At 44.9% G+C, this 19,744-nt stretch carries 19 protein-coding genes; 16 read left to right on the top strand and 3 right to left on the bottom strand.

Going from position 1 to position 19,744, the window contains the following annotated elements; translation table 11 throughout:
• Positions 1 to 2: 2 nt before the first annotated feature.
• The gene (locus MHH50_RS04660; protein WP_170914256.1) at positions 3 to 242 is read right to left on the bottom strand and encodes an NHLP leader peptide family RiPP precursor; all 240 of its coding nucleotides are present in this window, start codon (positions 240 to 242) and stop codon (positions 3 to 5) included.
• 94 nt (positions 243 to 336) lie between these two features.
• Positions 337 to 1,272 (bottom strand): hypothetical protein, encoded by a 936-nt coding sequence (locus tag MHH50_RS04665; protein WP_340034001.1) that lies wholly within the window; start codon positions 1,270 to 1,272, stop codon positions 337 to 339.
• 101 nt (positions 1,273 to 1,373) lie between these two features.
• Here MHH50_RS04665 and MHH50_RS04670 point away from each other — a divergent pair, with 101 nt between their 5' ends.
• Positions 1,374 to 1,667, top strand: coding sequence for a hypothetical protein (locus MHH50_RS04670; RefSeq protein ID WP_076129272.1), 294 nt, complete (start codon positions 1,374 to 1,376; stop codon positions 1,665 to 1,667).
• A gap of 53 nt (positions 1,668 to 1,720) precedes the next feature.
• Here MHH50_RS04670 and MHH50_RS04675 read toward each other — a convergent pair whose 3' ends face one another.
• Positions 1,721 to 3,652 (bottom strand): glycoside hydrolase family 20 zincin-like fold domain-containing protein, encoded by a 1,932-nt coding sequence (locus tag MHH50_RS04675; RefSeq protein ID WP_076282091.1) that lies wholly within the window; start codon positions 3,650 to 3,652, stop codon positions 1,721 to 1,723.
• Between the two features lie 84 nt (positions 3,653 to 3,736).
• Between MHH50_RS04675 and MHH50_RS04680 the strand changes: the two genes are divergently transcribed.
• The 15 genes from MHH50_RS04680 (at position 3,737) to MHH50_RS04750 (ending at position 19,715) form a co-directional block, all read left to right on the top strand.
• On the top strand, positions 3,737 to 4,591 hold the full coding sequence (locus MHH50_RS04680) for a helix-turn-helix domain-containing protein (protein ID WP_038568894.1): 855 nt from the start codon (positions 3,737 to 3,739) through the stop codon (positions 4,589 to 4,591).
• 317 nt (positions 4,592 to 4,908) lie between these two features.
• Positions 4,909 to 6,555 carry an ATP-binding protein gene (locus MHH50_RS04685; protein WP_076137153.1) on the top strand — a complete coding sequence of 549 codons (1,647 nt, stop codon included), beginning with the start codon at positions 4,909 to 4,911 and terminating at the stop codon, positions 6,553 to 6,555.
• Positions 6,556 to 6,578: 23 nt separating this feature from the next.
• Complete coding sequence (locus tag MHH50_RS04690; RefSeq protein WP_036676623.1) at positions 6,579 to 7,214, top strand: response regulator transcription factor; 636 nt, start codon at positions 6,579 to 6,581, stop codon at positions 7,212 to 7,214.
• A 265-nt stretch (positions 7,215 to 7,479) separates the two neighbouring features.
• Positions 7,480 to 8,217 (top strand): Wzz/FepE/Etk N-terminal domain-containing protein, encoded by a 738-nt coding sequence (locus tag MHH50_RS04695; protein WP_076129269.1) that lies wholly within the window; start codon positions 7,480 to 7,482, stop codon positions 8,215 to 8,217.
• On the top strand, positions 8,201 to 8,842 hold the full coding sequence (locus tag MHH50_RS04700; RefSeq protein ID WP_076129268.1) for a CpsD/CapB family tyrosine-protein kinase: 642 nt from the start codon (positions 8,201 to 8,203) through the stop codon (positions 8,840 to 8,842). The genes MHH50_RS04695 and MHH50_RS04700 overlap by 17 nt, the downstream gene beginning before the upstream one ends.
• A 149-nt stretch (positions 8,843 to 8,991) precedes the next feature.
• On the top strand, positions 8,992 to 9,882 hold the full coding sequence (galU, locus tag MHH50_RS04705; RefSeq protein WP_042185171.1) for a UTP--glucose-1-phosphate uridylyltransferase GalU: 891 nt from the start codon (positions 8,992 to 8,994) through the stop codon (positions 9,880 to 9,882).
• A gap of 30 nt (positions 9,883 to 9,912) precedes the next feature.
• The gene (locus MHH50_RS04710) at positions 9,913 to 10,605 is read left to right on the top strand and encodes a sugar transferase (protein ID WP_076129267.1); all 693 of its coding nucleotides are present in this window, start codon (positions 9,913 to 9,915) and stop codon (positions 10,603 to 10,605) included.
• A 25-nt stretch (positions 10,606 to 10,630) separates the two neighbouring features.
• The gene (locus MHH50_RS04715; protein ID WP_036676610.1) at positions 10,631 to 11,566 is read left to right on the top strand and encodes a glycosyltransferase; all 936 of its coding nucleotides are present in this window, start codon (positions 10,631 to 10,633) and stop codon (positions 11,564 to 11,566) included.
• A gap of 9 nt (positions 11,567 to 11,575) precedes the next feature.
• The gene (locus tag MHH50_RS04720) at positions 11,576 to 12,922 is read left to right on the top strand and encodes an O-antigen ligase family protein (RefSeq protein WP_036676609.1); all 1,347 of its coding nucleotides are present in this window, start codon (positions 11,576 to 11,578) and stop codon (positions 12,920 to 12,922) included.
• On the top strand, positions 12,919 to 13,692 hold the full coding sequence (locus tag MHH50_RS04725) for a WecB/TagA/CpsF family glycosyltransferase (RefSeq protein WP_036676606.1): 774 nt from the start codon (positions 12,919 to 12,921) through the stop codon (positions 13,690 to 13,692). Before MHH50_RS04720 ends, MHH50_RS04725 begins: the two co-directional genes overlap by 4 nt.
• A complete protein-coding gene (locus MHH50_RS04730; RefSeq protein WP_076129265.1) occupies positions 13,689 to 15,167 on the top strand; it encodes an O-antigen ligase family protein in 1,479 nt (492 codons plus the stop codon). The genes MHH50_RS04725 and MHH50_RS04730 overlap by 4 nt, the downstream gene beginning before the upstream one ends.
• Positions 15,133 to 16,518, top strand: coding sequence for an oligosaccharide flippase family protein (locus MHH50_RS04735; protein WP_076129264.1), 1,386 nt, complete (start codon positions 15,133 to 15,135; stop codon positions 16,516 to 16,518). The genes MHH50_RS04730 and MHH50_RS04735 overlap by 35 nt, the downstream gene beginning before the upstream one ends.
• Positions 16,519 to 16,544: 26 nt before the next feature.
• Complete coding sequence (locus tag MHH50_RS04740; RefSeq protein ID WP_038568901.1) at positions 16,545 to 17,402, top strand: glycosyltransferase family 2 protein; 858 nt, start codon at positions 16,545 to 16,547, stop codon at positions 17,400 to 17,402.
• Positions 17,389 to 18,576: a glycosyltransferase family 4 protein gene (locus MHH50_RS04745; RefSeq protein WP_036676596.1), complete on the top strand. Its 1,188-nt coding sequence runs from the start codon at positions 17,389 to 17,391 to the stop codon at positions 18,574 to 18,576. Before MHH50_RS04740 ends, MHH50_RS04745 begins: the two co-directional genes overlap by 14 nt.
• On the top strand, positions 18,576 to 19,715 hold the full coding sequence (locus MHH50_RS04750; RefSeq protein ID WP_036676593.1) for a glycosyltransferase family 4 protein: 1,140 nt from the start codon (positions 18,576 to 18,578) through the stop codon (positions 19,713 to 19,715). Before MHH50_RS04745 ends, MHH50_RS04750 begins: the two co-directional genes overlap by 1 nt.
• Positions 19,716 to 19,744: the final 29 nt, after the last annotated feature.

Genomic DNA, 19,744 nt, shown 5'->3' on the forward strand with positions numbered 1-19,744 from the left:
TCTTACCACGAACCGCGTGGTGCTGCGGTTGCCTTCAATACATCGGATGTAGGACTTGGTGGAATTACAAGATAGAATTCGTTGGAGCCTTCTTCAACGGCTTTCAAGGTAACGCTGTCGGGAATAATTACGCCTAGTGCTTCTTGGAGAGCCGCTTTTGGGTCTGAGAGTAGTCTTTTCTTGAAACTTGGATCTTCCCATGCCTTTTGAATGACTTGATTTCTAAGAATTGCTTCTGACATAATAATCACCCTTCCCAAATTGTATATATTTACCTTTAATAATATAACATAGCAAAACTACTAATACTATTCTTTTTATTACAAAATAATAGAATTAATGGACATTTTTTGACAACCAATGATATAATCCTCCGTTTAGCAAGAGCTGCTTGTCCGCTTCGATGGAATCAGAGATCTGCTGTAAGTTACTTACTAGCATGGAATGGAACGCGATAAGATGAGGGGCATCAAGGTCGGAAGCTGTAACTTTGTTATGTGTGTCGTGTGCTAATTGCGTATAGGTATGTAGACCATTTGCAGTGAATAGATAAAATTCGACCTCTTGCGTAGTGAGTTTAGCTGCACTGCTGTTTGGCAGATGTTTGCGAGTTAGGGAGAGAAGACAATTATAGTTGCCCGCGGATAAATCTTCTTTCCAGTCCTCATAGTCATCCAGCATTTGCAGTGTAAGCAAAACCGAATGGATAAGCTCTTCAGCTTGCGGCACTAAATCACTCTTTCCAGACATCAGAAGGGCAGCAGTGCTGGATAGCTTGAGCGGACTGGCTTTATAGGCAATTTTGACCCGATCATTAAGAAAATAGTCACTGGTATTTTCGTTGCTAACACTATCTGCCCACTCCATGATATAACGATTAAATAAGATCCAGAAAGCGGATGGCTCCGGAAATAGTATCCGGTAGATATTTAAAAATTCGACATAAAGCAAATTTGCCAAGGGCAATTTTTCGTATGCGGAGGATTCTTGGCTGTCCATCAGGTCATCCTGTATGAAGAAATACAACATAAAAAAGACGTTGCCCATCGACATCTGGCGAGTAACCTCTGCAGAGATTCCGCATCCCTTCTGCAGCCAAAAGGGTAAAAGATAACATATGTAGTTTTTGTGGCTTTCAGCGTTAAATACGTTAAAATGCTCAAGATAGGACATACCTTGTTGATTTAGAGGTTCTGGAAATTCGGAAATAATCCGTCTGCTTTCTTGGAATACCAAGCGTAGTTCATCTTCGTAGTCATTTAGCCAATCCATAACAACCCTCCTATAAAATTTTTACGAAAATGGTTCTTTTGCCCTGATTATAGCTTTCTCTTTATTCCATTACAACTAAAATTTAGGAGGTATTAGCAAATATGGAATGGTATACTTTCGGCCAAATGCTTATGGCGATTCGAATGGGTCAAAAGGCGGAAACACCGGATGGCCGCATGGTTATGCGTACCTCCACAGGACTTTTTTGGATAAACGGAATCCTGCAGGGAAAAGTGGTAGAAATCAAAGACTATCTGTTCTCTGACCTATGGCGAATCTATGAGGATCAGGAAAGCCAGCAGGAGGGAATTGGCAGGGAACAACACGAGCAACGTGAGCGGGAGATGCTTGAGAATCAATATGAAGAGCTGCGCTGGGCGAACCGAAAACGTTAGTTCAACGTTCGATTACCCAACAGCAGCTATATAGTGAATATTAATAAGAGGGGTTAGGAACTTACGGATGCGGAGAGCTCCGATTTTAATGCTTCATATTGACTACGCAGGCGTTGAAGTTTCGAGATACTTTGCTCCAAGCCGCCGAGCCGGTTGCGTTCCGTCCACAAGAGACGATATTGGTGAAGGAGTACATCAAGATCATTGATTTGCTTCGTAATCAGCGCAGGATCAAGCGAATCTGGTGCTGATGTCAACTGTAGCTTGATTCTGCCAAGCTGCACAGCATGCTTCACGAAATGGATGCCATTACTCAATTCTTTCAGCACAAGAGCAGCATCCTCGCATTGAAGATCTAGCCCCGATAGCCGCGCCTCAATGGAGAGCAGATATTCTTCGAGATGATTGAAGTGTTCCTCAGTAAGCTTCTCTATGATTAGGAAATTGTCCAGATGGGTACGCAGCAGCAGGGACATTTCTGCATCATTCGAACGGTTGATACTGGATTCAAGCTGATAGTAATTGCCGAGATCCAGGAGCAGCTGGCCAATTCCCTCAGAACGATCTGCAAAAATAAATCTATTTAAATACTGTGCAGTATCTGCTTCCAGATTATGATCTACACTCCAGGATAGGGCTGCGCCGTAGGCGAAGCCGGCATAGCTGACCGGCAGATGCTGCCAGTGTCCAAAATCTCCCCAATCCGTAATGAGATAACCGATAGCACCGTTGTTTTTGCCATGAATAGCTGCACTGCGCAGATTGGCTAACATATTGTCCGTGCGTCCTGTAATGGAGTTCCATGAGCTGGTGCCTGGGCAGACATAAAAAGGAATACCTGCTTCACGGAATTTGAGCGTATCGGACTCGAAGGGATGCTCCGCGCTATAACCCCATTCCATAGCAATAATATCCTTAGGAAGCTGAGGAATCAGTTCGGGATGCTGGATAATGATATCGCCCCAGAATTGCATCGTTTTGCCACGTTTTGTAACCAACTCATAAATCTTTTGCAGGAATGATAAATAGAGTTGACCTTTGCCTTGAGTTTCTGCCAGAGCTTTATTTTTACCAAGACCGAGTTCATAGGTCTCATCGCAGCCTACATTAAATTGATTGGAGCTAAAGTAAGGCAGCAGATCGTCAAACATTTTGTCTAGCAGAGGTAGTACAGCAGGATCTTCGGTATCAAAAGTACCAGGGTGCATAAATAAGCCTTCTGGATAAACGTCTTGCGCATACAAATTCTTCGGAAGCATAAAGCCTTCGGGAATTTCAGCTAAAGCGTTGAATTCTGGACGAGAGAGCCAGCCCTCCATATGCCCAAAGCTGTTCTGATTGGGAACAAGCTCTATATAACGTGCTTTGCAATAGGCATCCAGAAGCAGGATTTCCTCTCCGGTAATTGGGGTTCCAAGCTCCCAGACTTGAGGGAAGGATTCATAAGCGAACGGAGCACCTTCTATATATAGCTGAAGTTCATTCATCTTCAAATCAGCCATAAGGTCAATGATCCGGTACAAGGTTTCTTGCTTCGGGATTTTATTGCGGCTGATATCTATGAGCAGGCCTCTGGCTCCAAAATCAGGTTCATCGCGAATATGCAACTGAGGTATAGATTTTCCACTTTGTTCTATGATTTGTTTCAGGGTTGCTGCTGCGTAGAAAGCGCCTACAGGAGAGCTATAGGAGACAACGATACCCTTCTGTTCGACAACAATCTCATAGGCCTGTGCAGATAATAATGGCATATAGTTAAAGTTACAGACAGATACAACGGTTGGACGTAAGCCAATGGATAAAGTCAGCTGCAGATTCAATGCTTGTGCAATCACTTCCTGTAGTTTTCGTGCAGCTGGCATGGCAGATTGTTCTTCCATATTAGGAAGTACGATGCTTCCGCTTGTTGGGAAATGGAAGGAGCCTTGTGACAATGTGATTTCACGCGGATTAGGGAAAAGCAGTAGTGTAGAATGATTAAGCATAGCGTGGACACCTCTTATTCATGTAGAATATGATCATCTTCACAATAACCTTATCACTACTAAACAAGGGGAGGAATGCCTATAATGTCCAAGCACATGGATTATATGATCAGTCCATATCCAATAAGAATTATTGATCCAAAGGTTGAATCCTCCAAGCTGAAGCTCAAGAATATAAGGGTGGGACAGGCAGGACATCTGCCAGGAAGAACGTTATTCCGTTCAGGTGTAGTTTTTGAGCACTGGGCCATTGTTTACATAGTGTCAGGTAGTGGCTCCTACATGGAGATTGGGGGAAAAGAGCAGCAGGTGCGTGAAGGCAGCTTATACTTTTTCCGCCCAGGTTACAGTTATAACTTTGGTCCACCACCGGGAGGCAGCTGGGATGAGTATTATATTAACTTTAATGGCACGCGTGTATCCGAATGGCTGGAATCGGGCCTCATAGCCGGGGGAAATGTTTTTCAAGCCCAATCTATAGTAGGTCTTACTACCTTATTTGAAGAAGTGCTGGAACGGATGGAGAGCGGAGAACCTGTAGATGCGGATCGGGCAGCATTATTGCTCGAAAGAATGCTGCTGGAGTGTTCTTTTATAATAGAAGAAAAAAGTTGGAATTCTCAGGCTGATTATATGCGTCAGATTCGGGAAGACCTGAACTTATGCATTTATGGTGAAATGGACCTAGAACAAATAGCGGCAAAACATCATGTTTCGATGTCTACACTTCGTCGTCTTGTTCGGCGCAGCAGTGGATACCCGCTTCATGAATATATTCACCGTCTAAAAATGGCGGAAGCCAAAAAGTTGCTTTTCAACACCTCATTACAAATTAAGGAAATTTCTAGTATGCTTCATTATAATGATCCGTTCTATTTTTCTCGTTTATTTAAAAAATATATGGGGATCGCACCCCAGCTTTGCCGGAATAACATTTAAATCGACATCATCCTACTAGAGTCCCAACAGCAATTGTTATAATTTGTATGATTGTTGTCGTTTTATAAGATATGTTGAAAATTATGGATTAATATTACATAAATACGTTAGTTCTTATTAACTATAGTGGATAAAATTCCAAATTTTAGTGATAAAACCTACTAAAAAAATAATAAATTTTTTGTAACTATTTTTCAAATGGAAGCGCAAACATGGGAAATGTCAACTTGTTATTGTGATTTTTCTCATGTATGATGCTTTTATCGAGCACAGTACAATCTTGCATTTTCCAAAAAACTGGAGAATAGGGTGGTGGGATGAAAATCAAACCAACTGCAGAAGACAAACTGATTGCGTATTACAGGTATTTTTCATTGTCCCTCACATCACTCATGTATCTTCTAGATCAGACGGGACCTTCCATAATTTATAAATCACTTATTATTGCTATACTTGTTATGTTTGCACAAACGTTCTCATTTTGTTATCGAAGGCTACGCAGCAGGCCGAAGACTCTCGTCCTGGCTGTTAGTATAGAGATGGTGGGAATTATCGCATTGACCTTGTTTACGGGTGGGTACGAAAGCTCTTTTAGGCTTTATGTGCTAAATCCTGTATTGATTGCTGCAGGCTCATTGTCCATTTATTTTGGATGGTCGTTGCTCTTAAGTTACATCAGTATTTTTGCGGTGCTCTGTTATTTTTTTATCAATTCTGCGAACAGAAATTTTCTGGAAATTGTATTTATAAATGGGAATCTGTTTCTAACACTGGTACTTACGGTTATAATAATGCAGATCGTTAATCGGATGAAGCGGCAACGTGAAGAATCGAATGCTCGCACGAAAGAGACGATGGAGCATATCAAATCCCTGTACCATATCGTGGAAACCTCAAGCCAACATGATTTCATGAATATCGGTCAAGTGATCACCGATTATGTTGTTAAGCTAACGAAGCTGGATAAGGCTTTGTTTTGGTTCGCCAAGAAAAGCGGAGAACCAGCTCCGCAGAGCAGGCAGACCGGCTGGCAGCAGGAAGAGGAACAGTTCCTATTCTCAGAACTGGGAAAACATGAGCATGAATGGAGATTGCAGCGAGAGCCTATTTTTAGAAATCTGCCGGGATTAGGAGATTTCCTGCTGATGCCTGTACGGATGAGCACCCGTTTTGTAGGGATGATTGGACTCAAGCTGGAGTCTACAGAGGGGCTGGAAGGCCGCAGATGGTATATTCAACAATTGATATTCTTATCTGAGCTAAGTGCGAATATTCTTGAAAGACATGAGCTTGGTGTGATCGAGAACCGGTTGATCATCACGAACGAACAGAACCGGATTGCGGATGAAATGCACGACAGTGTATCGCAGAGCCTTTTTGGTATTGTGTATGCGACGCATTCGCTGAAGGAATCGTGGAAGAGAATGTCAGATCATGAGCTAGAAGAACAAATTGAGCTTATTCATGATTCTGCTACAAAGGTTGCTAAAGAACTGCGGATCACGATCTACAGTCTTAGCTCCAAGAAGAGTGGCGGTCCTACTTGGTTGGGCATGGTAAGATCACATTTGAAGAGCTTATCCAGGTTAAATGATGTTGATATTGATTTAAAAATAACGGGCGATGATTTCAGTCTCCCTTATCCTTACCACAAAGCGCTTTTTCGGATTATCTCCGAAGCCACTGGTAATGCCATCAGGCATGGTGCTGCCAGTCGAGTGGATGTAGAACTGTCTCTAAAGCCGACTTGGATTCGATTATTGATTTGTGATAATGGTGTTGGTTTTGATACTGATTTGTTATGGATTGAATCTGAAGATAGTGTAAGCGGACTTGGCATGAAGAATATGCAATATTTGACCCAGTCGCTCGGCGGCGACTTTCAGTTGTCCAGTAATGAGAGCACAGGAACAAGAATTATGATTTCGATTCCTGTCGGTGTAGCTGAATTAAAGAATGCATAAACTTTAGGCGGGAGGTCGTTTCTGTGAAAATCGTCATTGTAGATGATCATCCTTTAGTTAGAAGAGGACTGGCATCTGTCATTTCAATGCAGCCGAATGTGCAGTTTGCAGGTGAGGCAACGAATGGCCAAGAAGCGCTTCTTGTGATTGAGGAGACGCAGCCTGATCTTGTATTGATTGATCTTAAGCTAGCAGATGAATCGGGATTGGATGTCATTAAGACAGCACGTGCTCGTGGTATCGTTAGTAAGTTCATTCTGTTGACGTCATCTGCGAGCAGAGAGGATTTCCTGAAGGCTGAAGAAGTACTGGTAGATGGATATGTACTGAAAGAGGCGTTGCCTGAGGAGTTACTGTTTGCTATCCAATTGGTGCATAAGGGAAGAAAGTATTACGATCCTGGTCTGATGGAAGATAAAATGCGCATGAGTGGAAGCAGCCCAACGGATGAATTGACACCCAAAGAAAAGGAAGTCCTGATCGAGCTGGGGCAGGGCGCATGCAACAGAGAAATTGCTTCACGTCTTTTCATTAGCGAATTTACGGTGAAAAAGCATGTCAGTCAGATTTTAGCAAAATTACAGGTGGCTGATCGTACACAGGCAGCGCTTTATGCAAATGCTGTCGGATTAACCAAATATGAAATGTCATACGAGTGAAAATTGAAATAATTCGTAAGCATTGTACATGAACACGGACAGGTTGTCCGTGTTTTTTTGTGCGTTAAAACTTAAATTAGCCCTATATATGGCACTAAAGTATACCTAATCCCCCTCTTAAGAGGTATAACGTCTTACTCCAAAGTGAAGAGGAAAGTGATGGTATGAGCCATGTGGCGAATGGTGTGGATTGATAGAATTAAAGCAACAACTGAAACTTTCATGAATGCTTTCAGAATGTAATTTTAGCGGAAGGAGGGTTACTGTGGAAAAGACGATTCTGGATTACATTAACCTGATTAAAAAAAGGTTTTGGCTCATCATGGTGTTCGTTTTGATCTCCTGTGCTACGACTTACTATGTTAGCAAAAACTTCGTTGAACCCGTCTATTCCGCTTCCGGACAGCTGCTTGTCAACAACATTGCCAAAGCTCCCGAGAGCAACAATCTTAACGATTTGAGCTTTAGCCTGAATTTAATTGAGAGTTACAAGGAAATTATGAAATCACCAACCATCATGAAAAGCGTAATAGAAAATCACCCGGAGTTTGGTCTCACGGCCGATGAACTAAGTCAGAAGCTTGAGATTAAAACTTCAGAGAAGAGTCAGGTGATCAACCTCAATGTTCAGGATGAAAGCTACACCAAAGCTGCCGGGATCGTAAATGCGGTATCGCAGACATTCATTCGTGAATTGCCGTCGCTGATGAGGGTAGACAATGTTACCTTGCTGACACCGGCCGATCCGACTGATGTTCCAGGGCCCTCGAACGGCGGGTTTGCGATGAATCTCATCATTAGCTTTGTTGTATCCCTTATGGCTGCCTTAGGAATTATTTTGCTGATGGAAACACTTAACGGCACATTAAGGTCTGAAAAGGAAGCGGAATATGACCTTGGTCTACCGGTAATTGCTTCGATCGCAACCATTCGCAAACGTGATTTGGGTAAGGCGGCAGGCGACACCAGAGTGAAGGAGGGTGCTTATGTTGCGGCTAAATAAGAGTCTGGTTACAGACGTTAATCCATCCTCGCATATCTCCGAATCGTTCCGATCACTGCGCACATATATACGTCAGCTTGAACTAGCGCAGGGCGGCGGAGGAAAAGTGCTGCTCTTTACATCAGCAGAAGCTGGGGCAGGCAAGACGACAATCTTGTCGAATCTCGCGGTTTCTTTCGTCCAGGACGGCAAGAAGGTAGCGGTGGTTGACTGCAATCTGAGACATCCCGGTCTTCATACCGTGTTTGAAGTAGAGGGGAGTGACGGGCTTGCGGCTTATTTAAGTGGGCAAGAGGAAGCAGATAACATCGCAGTCCTCGGAAACTTAGCCAATCTTTCAGTCATCCCGGCAGGAAAAACTCATGTTAGTCCGCCGGATTTGCTGGGGAACCCCAAAATGACCGCTTTGCTTGAGGAACTAAAAGAAAACTACGATCTGATCCTGCTGGATTCTCCTTCGGCAGTCGATTTCAGTGATGCTCGTATATTGGCACCTCAAGCGGACGGCGTGATCCTGGTGGCCAGATACGGAAAGTCCAAACGGGAATCGATTCGCAAAGCGAAGACGCTGCTTGAACAGACCGGCTCTAATCTAATCGGAATTGCCATGAACCAGGCGAAGTAACTGTTTATGCTTTCGAAGTAAGTTTTGCTCGAAGTCAAATCATTGAAGCTAATGCTCACAAAACTTAAGTTTATGCTTTCGAAGTGAGTTTTGTACGAAGTCAAATCATTGAAGCTAATGCTCACAAAACTTTTAGGAGGTAAAGTGCGATGAAAAAGGTAAAAAAAGTAATCATACCCGCGGCAGGACTAGGTACGCGCTTTCTTCCTGCAACGAAAGCCATGCCTAAAGAAATGCTTCCGATTATCAATAAACCAACCATTCAATACATTGTTGAGGAGGCTATTGCTTCCGGTATTGAAGATATCATCATTGTTACTGGTAAAGGTAAAAGAGCCATTGAGGATCATTTTGACAATGCGTTTGAGCTGGAGTCTAGGCTTCTGGAAGATGGAAAGCTGGATCTGCTTAAAGAGGTTCAACGTTCAGCTAAGGTAGAAATTCACTATATCCGCCAGAAAGAACCGAAGGGTCTGGGGCATGCCGTATGGTGTGCAAGACGGTTTATCGGAGATGAGCCATTCGGTGTCATGTTAGGCGATGATATCGTCACAGGAGCCGTACCTTGCCTTAAGCAGCTGATCGATCAATATGAAGAAACACAAAACTCGGTTATCGGAGTTCAAGAGATTCCTGATGAATTCACGAATCGTTACGGTATTATTGAACCGGATTTGCAGGACGGTAAATTGTATCGGGTTAACAATTTTGTAGAGAAGCCGCCACTAGGTACGGCACCTTCCAATCTTGCGATCATGGGCCGGTATGTGTTTACGCCGAAGATCTTTAAGTATCTCGATTTGATGGAAGAAGGCGCTGGCGGAGAGATCCAGTTGACAGATGCCATTCAGAAGCTGAATCAGAGCGAACGGGTATATGCCTATAATTTTGACGGAACAAGATATGATGTCGGCGAGCGGCTTGGATATATTTTGACAACACTTGAATTTGCACTGCAAAGCGAAGATTTGCGCTATCCGGTGATGGATGCAATGGCGGAATGGCTGAATAAAATGGGACAAACCAGCTTGAGTAGTTAAGTTGAGTTCGCAAAATTTTAGATGAGGAGGATGAGCATGCAAAAACTGCCGGAAGACTACGAGGCGGTCCTGCCGAAACTTTACATGCTGCATACCGATGAGAGAAGGAAAGAAGCAGAGTCCTATTTGATAATGAAACGGATGATCGATATCTTTTTTTCCGCTCTTGGTCTTCTCGTGTTAATGCCATTATTTGTTGTCGTGGCGATTCTGATCAAGCTGGAGGATCCGAAAGGAAAGGTGTTCTTTCGGCAAAACCGGGTTGGGAAGAATGAAAAGCAATTCCCGATGTATAAGTTCAGATCCATGGTCAGTAACGCTGAGGAGTTAAAAGAAAACCTGATGGCCTATAACGAAGTGAGCGGTGCCATGTTCAAGATTAAGAACGATCCGCGGATCACACAAATAGGGAGATTCCTGCGCAAGACGAGCATCGATGAGCTACCTCAGCTGTGGAATGTGCTGATAGGTCAAATGAGTCTGGTCGGTCCTCGTCCTCCGCTGCCAGAAGAGGTGGCTCAGTATACGGATTATGACAAACAGCGTTTGACGGTTACTCCAGGTTGTACCGGATATTGGCAAGTAAATGCCCGAAACAGTGTCGGCTTCGACGAAATGGTACAGCTGGACTTAACCTACATCCATATTCGGAGCACCATGCTGGATCTAAAAATCATTGCTAAAACCGGACTGATGTTACTCGGTTCAAAAGATGCTTATTAATAATGTGGAAATTAGGTGAATGCCGATGCGTGAATACGGAGACGTTCCTAAGCTTTCCATTATCATCTGTACCTACAACAGAGCACCTTTATTGATCAAGACGCTTCAGTCACTTTTAAAGCTGGATCACTTAGAGCAGGCGGAGATCATTGTTGTGGATAATTGTTCCAAGGATGATACTGAAGCTTGCGTCAAAAAGTTTATAGGAAAGCATGGAGCTGATGTGGATATCCGCTACATGATGGAGCCGATGCAGGGGCTTTCAGCGGCTAGAAATACAGGAATTCTGGCTTCTAAATCGCCGCTGATTGCCTTTCTCGATGATGATGCGATACCTTGCCAGCGTTGGATAACAACGATTGTCAGTACTTTCGAGAGTAAACCGGAGGTCATGGCTATGGGAGGCAAAATCGCTCCGATATTTGAAAGTAAACGTCCGGACTGGTTGATTAAACCCTTTGAGCTTCCGTACACGATTGTTGATTTAGGTAGCCGGATTAAGGAATATCCCAAGCAACTTCATCCTTGTGGGGCCAATATGGCGATGCGGAAGCTCGTATTCGACATCAGTCTTTTTCCCCTAGATCTCGGAAGAAAGGGTGATTCTCTGCTCTCTGGTGAAGAGACCTGGTTATTCGGACAGATTCAAAAAGAAGGGCATTCCATCCTCTACCATCCGGAAATGGCGGTTGACCATTTCGTGCCGGCGGCCCGTTTGACGGAAGACTGGATTATGAGGCGCTATTATAGCCAAGGCATCTCTAACGCTATGAAAAGCGAAGGACTAAAAGGCAAGCTGCTTCTAGTGGGAAAGACAGCCGCTAAGCTCGTGTATATCCTGGCTGATTCTATCCTCTCAAGAAGTAAAGGAAGAAGGCTTTTGAATAAATGCAGGCTGGAGAGTATTCGTGGAACGCTTCATATGATTCTCAATCGGGAGAGGCATTCCGCAGCGGGGTGAGGGATTAACATGACAAATTTTGAGTGGGGCTCCAAATTAAATGTTTTGCCATACGGGATGCTCTATCTCATGTCGGCCCTGTTCTTTGGAACGGCGGTCATCTACCAGCCGATGATTGCGATAGCTGCCGTGCTTCTGATTATTTTGCTGGGAATCTCGATTTCACGGCCTGAACTGATCAGTTATTTCGTTCTAATCACGACGGCAATATCGATTAACTTTTTATATGATGGCAGCATGTTCGGAATGGAGATACTGTCCCTTTATAAATTGGTTATCGTGATGCTGCTTGTTCCTTGTATTCTGGTCAATGGCTTGCGGTTTCGTCTGAGTCACCCCTTGTGGGCAATGGTAGCGCTGCTGGTGATTACCTTTGGGTCTTCGATCTGGCTGCCGGAAATGACCTCATCCATTGCAGTTAAAGCTTTTATCGGTCTATCCATTCCATTCGTATTTTTATTAATCAACTGGAAAAAGAATGTAGCCGAGCTGCAAATCAAAATTATCTGTATGCTTCCCCTTGTTAGTGTAGTGGTTGGTTTGTTGCTGCAGCTTGCGCATGTTCATAATTTTCTCAACATCGAGTATACAGGCGCTGTACGGATTCAGGGGGCTAATATTCCTGCGCATCTAGCGATGCTGGCCTTTATGGGAGTAGCGATTCCATTTATAGAGGTGAAGCGGAATCCGCAGCAAGCACGCTTTTTCTATATCATGTTAGTTCTAAATTTCTTTATCTTGATTGGAACAGGAACAAGAGGGCCTATATTGGCACTTGGACTTACCGTTCTCTATTACTTCTATGATATTCTCCGCCAATATTTGAAGGGCAGAACCTATCTGCTAATTCCGTTGATGGGTGCATTTTTCCTGATTATGGTCGCCGTTTTCTGGCAGCTCGATAATTTTGAGAAACGTTCCTTTGAGAGACAGACAGATACGGCTGTTGATTTATCAGGAAGGTCAGAGGCATGGGAGTATTTCTTAAACAAGGCTGCGGACTCTCCTTGGTCTGGTAGAGGGCTTGGAGCAGTGACGGTAGCAAATGATGGAACATTGTATAAGGGTTTTGTAGTTCCGCACAACGAGTATATCCGCTTTTACTTCGATGGGGGATATATTGGCGCTATTCTGTTGATGTTCTCTTTATTGGCTGTATTTATTCTGGTGTACAGAGCATTGGCTCCGCCGATCAAACCTTATTATCTGTTATTTATTGCAGCGTTTTTAATCTACTCATTCTCCGATAACACGCTGTCGACGGTCCAATTTATTATTCCGTTCTGTTGGTACCTGAACTGCCTGTATCGATCTTCACAGCCAACCGATTCCCCACAAAAAGAAGTGATACGATGAGTCAAGTGAATATGTTCGATGTCAATTTTGATAACTATGATTTCATGGATTTGCTTGATTACATTGATAAAACCATTCAGGAGAGGAATCAGTCTTATATCCTCACTTGCAATGTAGATCATGTGATCAAGCTTCGTAAGGATAAAGAATTTCAAACGGTATATTCGAAGGCAGGCGCAGTTGTTGCTGACGGAATGCCACTGATCTGGGCATCCAAAATGCTAGGCAAGCCGCTTAAGCAGAAGGTATCCGGCGCGGATCTATTTAATCGATTGGGCAACGCCTTTGAGCAAAGGAAGTACCGGCTGTTCTTCTTAGGCTCAGCTGAAGGCGTGGCGGAACGGGCAGCGATGAATTTGAAAACAGCACATCCCGGAATAAATGTGGTTGGCTGTTATTCTCCATCCTATGGATTCGAGCACAATGAGGAGGAGAATGAACGCATTATAGAAATGCTGACAGAGTGCCAGCCAGATATCGTGTTTGTTGGTGTAGGAGCACCTAAGCAGGAAAAGTGGATTTACCGCCACTATACCTCTTATCAAGCTCCGATATCGATCGGAGTGGGAGCGACCTTTGATTTTCTGTCAGGCTCAGTGAAACGAGCGCCTAGCTTCATGCAAAAAACAGGGTTCGAATGGTTCTGGCGGCTTAGCCAGGAGCCGGGCCGGCTCTGGAAAAGATATCTTGTGGACGATGCACAATTTCTACTTTTATTACTTAAGGAACTGCGTAAGCGGGATAAGGTGAAGGAAGGAGGCTTGGAATGAGTGTATTTACGCCCCCATCACTTAGGTTCATCAAGACAGTTGGATTAATAGGGGGGACTGCTGCTGTAGGTGTCTCTCTTCCGCTGATCATCGGCTTCTCCAGTGCGATGCTGAGTTCATCGAACAGTCTGCAGGGAGCCATTCTCTCAGCCATCCTATTCCCAGCTTTCTTGTTAGCCATACTTAGACCGAAAATGCTGGTTGCTTATACCTTGCTAATCTGGGCCGTAGCTCCAGAGCTGCGCCGCATTGCTGACTGGTCAGAAGGAGTGTATCACTCTGTATCCTTGCTGAGCTTAGCTCCCTTGTTAACCGGTGTAACCTTGATCATTCCGCTGCTGAAGGAGATTCATAATATTCAAAAAGCCTCCACGCGGATCATGTTAATGTTCGCAGTTGCGCTGGGTTATGGTGCTTTAATCGGTTTGGCTAAGAATGGCATGGGCTCAGTTTATGACTTAGCGAATTATATTGTGCCACTGCTGTTATTGCCGTACTTTGCCGTCACGAAGTTCAAGCCGAAGGATATCGATCGACTGCTTACCGCTTTTGCCAATATTGCAGTCCTAGTTGCCATTTACGGGATTGTTCAGTATTTGACGGTGCCACCTTGGGATGTGTTCTGGATGAAACATGCGGATATGATGTCCATCGGAAATCCATATCCATTGGAAATCCGAGTGTTCTCTACGCTGAATTCGCCCGGACCGGCTGCAACCTTCTTAGCGTTTGCTTTAGTTCCGATGATACTGGAGAAAAAATGGCGGGGAACATTGCGCTGGATCGGCGTTCTGCTAGTTGTAATCTGCCTGCTGACTACTTTGGTACGTGCGGCATGGCTGATACTCCTGGTGATGCTGCTCATGTATATTGGAACCTCTCCTTCTAAGGGAAAGTGGAAAACCTTGATCCAATTAGTTTTTGTGGCTGCTGCGTTGTTCTGGGTTGTGCCGAAATTGCCTGGTGCCGAAGGACTGGTTGCTCGGGTAGAGACACTTTCTTCTGTTCAGGAAGATCACTCTTATAATGAACGGCTAAGCTTATGGCAAAACATGCTGCCGATGGTTGCCGCCAATCCAGTAGGTCAGGGAATTGGTAGTGTAGGCCAAGGGACTAAGCTTGGTAATGACGGCGAGCTTGGAGAGTACGGAATTATGGATAACGGAGTTATCGCTTTACTGCTTACCTTTGGTGTTCTGGGTGCTGTTTTCTTCTTCGGAGCTTTAGGCGCAGTTGTCAAACAGATATTCGCTAGAGTAATCAGCAGGGACCAATTGCAGCCCTACGCCCGACTTGCGTTAGCTACTTGGACCGGTGCGATTGTCAGTCTAGTTTCAGATAATGGGTTTCCCGGACTCAAGGGATACTTAATCTGGATGCTGATCGGTCTTGGCCTCAGCGCAAGGGAGATTACTCAAAGTAGAAGGAAGGGAACACCGTATGCAGCAGTTGAATGCAAAATCTCTCCCCGCTAGAACAATCTGGTCATCTTTTAGACTGTTCGCCAAGAGCAAGGACAACAGCTCGGCAGCCGTAAAAACTATGTTTGTCAGTGTCATGATCCTATTGATTAACATGTTAACTGGTGTACTGACCGCACGTTATCTTGGACCGACAGGTCGTGGGGAACAGACGGCAATGATTAACTGGTCACAGTTTCTGGCGTTTAGCATGAGCTTTGGCATTCCTTCAGCTCTCATCTATAACGCTAAGAAAAATCCGGAGGATGCCGGAGTGCTTTATCGTATGGCATTGCTGCTCGGTACCATTTTTGGAGTCATAGCGATGATTATAGGTATCGTGGTCTTGCCTTATTGGCTGAAATCCTTCAGTCCGGAGGTCGTGACCTTTGCTCAGTGGTCTATGATTCTGTGTCCGATTATAGTGATCTCTCAAATTAACAATGCAGCTTTTCAATTCAGAGGCGAATACAAGAGGTTTAATTGGATTCGCTATCTAGTGCCGTTGCTTACACTGACGATGATCGGGATATTGATCGCGCTGGATCAGATGAATCCATTTACAACTGCAGTTGCCTATCTTCTTCCGGGAGCTCCGCTGTTTATTGGAATGACGATTTCCTTGCTTCGTACCTATAAGGTGAAGATGAGAGGGGCCTATCAGAATTTAAAAAGATTGTTTACTTACGGGCTTGGTTCCTACGGCAATGACTTGCTTGGCAATTTCTCTACCTATATCGATCAGATCGTAATTGCCGGTTTGTTAAGACCTGCTGATTTGGGGCTGTATGTAGTGGCTGTGAGTCTATCACGCATGGTTAATTTTTTCTCAAGCTCAATTACGATCGTGTTGTTTCCTAAGGCTTCTGAGCTGTCCAAAGAACAGGCAGTTGAGTTAACATTCAAAGCCTTCCGAATAAGTACGACCTTCACCATGCTTGGCGGAGTATTCCTGATGCTCTTAGCCCCTTTAGTAATTCCGTTGATGTACGGCAAAGACTTCAATGCGGCATTAACCGTGTTTCGCTTATTGCTCCTTGAAGTGACCATTAGCGGAGGGACGATCATACTGGCGCAGGCATTTATGGCGTTAGGCAAGCCAAAAGTGGTTTCGATGCTTCAAGGTTTCGGCTTACTTTTGGTTATCCCAATGTTGTTCCTGCTCATCCCTAAATTTGGCTTACTCGGAGCAGGGATAGCGATGTTGTCATCAGCAATCCTGCGATTTTTCTTCATTGTTCTCAATATAAAGTACACCTTAAAAGTTAAACTTCCGCGGCTGCTCATTACCCGGGAGGACATTCAGTGGATGAAGACGACGATGAATTCTTACATTCGCAAGAAACCTATGGATATGAATGGATAATGCGAAAGATAAAGGAGGAAACCTTCATGGATTCAGTAAAAAGCGTGGTAGGCGGCCAAGGCAATTATCCAATATCGGCTGTCATCATCGCTCAGGATGACGAAGTTCGAATATCTAAGGCCATACAATCCTGCAGGTTATTCGCCGACGAGGTGGTTGTGATTGACGGAGGCAGCAAAGACGGGACAGTACAGCTTTCTGAAAGCTTGAATTGTCGTGTATACGTCAACCCTTGGCCCGGATATGCGAAACAGAGGGAGTTCGGAGTAGAACGCGCGGTTCATGATTGGGTCTTCCTTATTGATACTGACGAAGTGGTCAGCGACGAGTTGGCCGCGAGTATTCTTGAACTGAAACCGGGGCTTATGGATCAATCGGTTGCCTATTCTATCTACCGGATCGGTGATTTTATGGGCAGATGGCTGGATCGTGGCGAATATCTAGTGCGCCTTTACAACCGCAAAGCGTATGGCATTCGAAATAGCTTGGTGCACGAGATGCCCGAGGTCTCTGAAGAGCGAACCATACGTTTGACAGGAACCCTCTGGCATTATGGTTACCGCAGTATTAACGATCATGTGGCACGTTTCAATAAGTACACTGACTTGGAAGCTGAAAGTGCGTATGCCAAGGGCAAACGATTTCGGGTCAGTCATCTGCTGTTAAGACCACCAGCCCGTTTCCTGCAAAAGTATTTCTTACACGGGTTGTTCAAGAAGGGAATGTCAGGTTTCGGAGTATCCGTATTCTGGGTCATGTATGAATTCATGGTCGGCTTCAAGCATTACGAATTAATTAGATCGGGAAAGCTGACTCAGCACAATGCGAAGACGAGTCAGACCGAGAAGGAGAATAAAGGAGAGAGAAGCTATGCCGTACAGTGACGGATTGAACATTATGACGACAGGCCTTAGCTGGCCGTCGCTACAGCCGGGTGGGCTTAACACGTATTTCAAATCCGTTTGCGAGCAACTCTCCTCACGTAATCGGGTGCATGCGCTGATTTGCAGTCAAGAGACGCCTGCTACCCCTGAGGAATTGATTATTCACAATGCCGGAGATCCAAAAGATGGGATCTGGAAACGTAAGGATGCTTTCCAGCGTAAGGCGGCCGATCTGATGGGAGAGGGCAGTGGCCGTATAGATATTTTATACACTCACTTTGCTCCTTATGGTATTGGTCCAGCCCTGGAAGCAAAGAAACGTGGGATTCCTGTAGTGATGACTTTTCATGGCCCATGGAATGAAGAAATGAAAATCGAAGGCCAAGGCATTAAGCACCGGGTCAAAACAACCATCGCCAAATCCATTGAACATAGAGCCTATAAGCTAGCGGATAAGTTCATCGTGCTTAGTGAGACGTTCCGCGATATTCTCCATAAGCTGCACGGAGTGCCACTACACAAAATTATTGTGATTCCAGGCGCAGCTAATGTGGAACGTTTTATCCCCGCTACGAATCGATTGGCGATTCGCCGAACCTTGAATTTACCTGAGGGAGCAACAACCGTGCTGACTGTCCGGCGGTTGGTCAATCGGATGGGACTACTCCAGCTGCTTGAAGCCTGGAAGCAAGTTGCGGAGCGATTCCCGAATGCAATTCTGCTGATTGGTGGTAAAGGGCCGTTGCGGGGGGAACTGGAAGAAAAGATCGCCGACTATGGCTTAAGCAACAAGGTAAGACTGCTAGGCTACATTCCTGATCATGAACTGGCCTCTTATTATCAGGCAGCGGACATGTTCGTGGTTCCCTCACAGGCATTGGAGGGCTTTGGTTTGATTACCGTTGAAGCCTTATCTTCAGGATTGCCAGTGATGGCTACACCGATTGGCGGCAATAAGGAAATTTTGCAAGGCTTCCGGCCGGAGTTGCTATTTAAGAGTTCAAGTAGCGACCACATGGCTGAAGGCATGATCCATATGCTTAGCAATCGAAAACTGCTTCCGAGCCGGGATGAATGTAGAGAGCATGTACTGGAGAGATATACCTGGGAGCATGTTACGGATCAAGTAGAATCCGTGTTCCTACAAGCTTTAGGAGAGGAGGTGACCACGTAATGCTTAGAGTGGCTTATATAGATCACACTGCTAAATGGAGTGGTGGAGAAGTTGCCCTGTTTAACATCCTTACCCATATTGGAGAACAGATCGATCCCCTGGTAATCCTGGCTGAGGATGGTGCCCTGGCTGAACGGCTACGTGAAAAAGGAATGGATGTCCGTATTATTCCGCTGGATGAGAGCATCAGAAGTCGTGGTAGAAATGCAGTCAACTTGGGAGCACCTGCTGCAGCCTTCAAGCTGTTGGCTTATGGCCGCAAGCTTGCGCCGCTTTTAAAAGCGGAGAAGGTAGATTGCGTGCACACCAATTCCCTGAAATCTGCATTATACGGAGCCATCGCTGCAAAAATAGCGGGCGTTCCATTGATCTGGCACATCCGGGATCATATTGGAGCTCCTTATTTAAAGCCTATCGTTGCCAAAGGCATTCGTTTGCTGTCGCGTCTGCTCCCCAATGGAGTCATCGCAAATTCACATTCTACGCTGAATGCTTTGGAGCTGCCGCGTTCCAAAAAAACGCTGGTCGTATACTCCGCTTTCGCTAAAGCGATTGGTAATGGGATCGGTATGCGGGACCAGAAGGATTTTAACGTACTGCTAGTTGGTCGATTGGCGCATTGGAAAGGTCAGCATATTGTGCTGGAAGCCGCAAAAAGCTTTAAGAATGAACCTCGTGTGAAATTCTGGCTGGCCGGAGACGCTCTGTTTGGAGAAGAGGCTTATAAGCAGGAATTGCTGCAAAAGATAAAAAACGACGAGCTTACTAATGTAAGCATGCTAGGGCATGTGGATGATATCCAAGGCCTTATGAATACTGCTGATTTACTGATTCACACTTCGGTAACTCCTGAGCCTTTTGGCCAAGTTATCGTTGAAGGAATGGCAGCGGGATTGCCGGTGATCGCCTCCAATGAAGGCGGGCCGGTAGAAATTGTAGTTCAAGGTGAGACAGGGCTACTGATAGAGCCTGGTGACGCGGCGATACTGGCAGACTCCATTAAATGGATGCTGGATCACCCAGAGGAAAGACGGCGGATGGCGGACAATGGGATGAAACGAGTGAAAGAGCATTTTGTTATCGAGAATACGGTCAAGGACATCGTTGACTACTATAAAGGTTTGTTGGCGGGCACCTGACAGATGAGATGACGCGGTAATTCTGAAGA

Source organism: Paenibacillus sp. FSL H3-0302, assembly GCF_037982245.1.
Taxonomy (GTDB): domain Bacteria; phylum Bacillota; class Bacilli; order Paenibacillales; family Paenibacillaceae; genus Paenibacillus_AQ; species Paenibacillus_AQ odorifer.

Bases quoted from the DNA above. Each gene is read 5' to 3' on its own strand.
- MHH50_RS04660 (WP_170914256.1), bottom strand. From the start codon at position 242: ATGTCAGAAGCAATTCTTAGAAATCAAGTCATTCAAAAGGCATGGGAA.
- MHH50_RS04665 (WP_340034001.1), bottom strand. From the start codon at position 1,272: ATGGATTGGCTAAATGACTACGAAGATGAACTACGCTTGGTATTCCAA.
- MHH50_RS04670 (WP_076129272.1), top strand. From the start codon at position 1,374: ATGGAATGGTATACTTTCGGCCAAATGCTTATGGCGATTCGAATGGGT.
- MHH50_RS04675 (WP_076282091.1), bottom strand. From the start codon at position 3,652: ATGCTTAATCATTCTACACTACTGCTTTTCCCTAATCCGCGTGAAATC.
- MHH50_RS04680 (WP_038568894.1), top strand. From the start codon at position 3,737: ATGTCCAAGCACATGGATTATATGATCAGTCCATATCCAATAAGAATT.
- MHH50_RS04685 (WP_076137153.1), top strand. From the start codon at position 4,909: ATGAAAATCAAACCAACTGCAGAAGACAAACTGATTGCGTATTACAGG.
- MHH50_RS04700 (WP_076129268.1), top strand. From the start codon at position 8,201: ATGTTGCGGCTAAATAAGAGTCTGGTTACAGACGTTAATCCATCCTCG.
- galU (WP_042185171.1), top strand. From the start codon at position 8,992: ATGAAAAAGGTAAAAAAAGTAATCATACCCGCGGCAGGACTAGGTACG.
- MHH50_RS04710 (WP_076129267.1), top strand. From the start codon at position 9,913: ATGAGCATGCAAAAACTGCCGGAAGACTACGAGGCGGTCCTGCCGAAA.
- MHH50_RS04715 (WP_036676610.1), top strand. From the start codon at position 10,631: ATGCGTGAATACGGAGACGTTCCTAAGCTTTCCATTATCATCTGTACC.
- MHH50_RS04720 (WP_036676609.1), top strand. From the start codon at position 11,576: ATGACAAATTTTGAGTGGGGCTCCAAATTAAATGTTTTGCCATACGGG.
- MHH50_RS04725 (WP_036676606.1), top strand. From the start codon at position 12,919: ATGAGTCAAGTGAATATGTTCGATGTCAATTTTGATAACTATGATTTC.
- MHH50_RS04730 (WP_076129265.1), top strand. From the start codon at position 13,689: ATGAGTGTATTTACGCCCCCATCACTTAGGTTCATCAAGACAGTTGGA.
- MHH50_RS04735 (WP_076129264.1), top strand. From the start codon at position 15,133: ATGCAGCAGTTGAATGCAAAATCTCTCCCCGCTAGAACAATCTGGTCA.
- MHH50_RS04740 (WP_038568901.1), top strand. From the start codon at position 16,545: ATGGATTCAGTAAAAAGCGTGGTAGGCGGCCAAGGCAATTATCCAATA.
- MHH50_RS04745 (WP_036676596.1), top strand. From the start codon at position 17,389: ATGCCGTACAGTGACGGATTGAACATTATGACGACAGGCCTTAGCTGG.
- MHH50_RS04750 (WP_036676593.1), top strand. From the start codon at position 18,576: ATGCTTAGAGTGGCTTATATAGATCACACTGCTAAATGGAGTGGTGGA.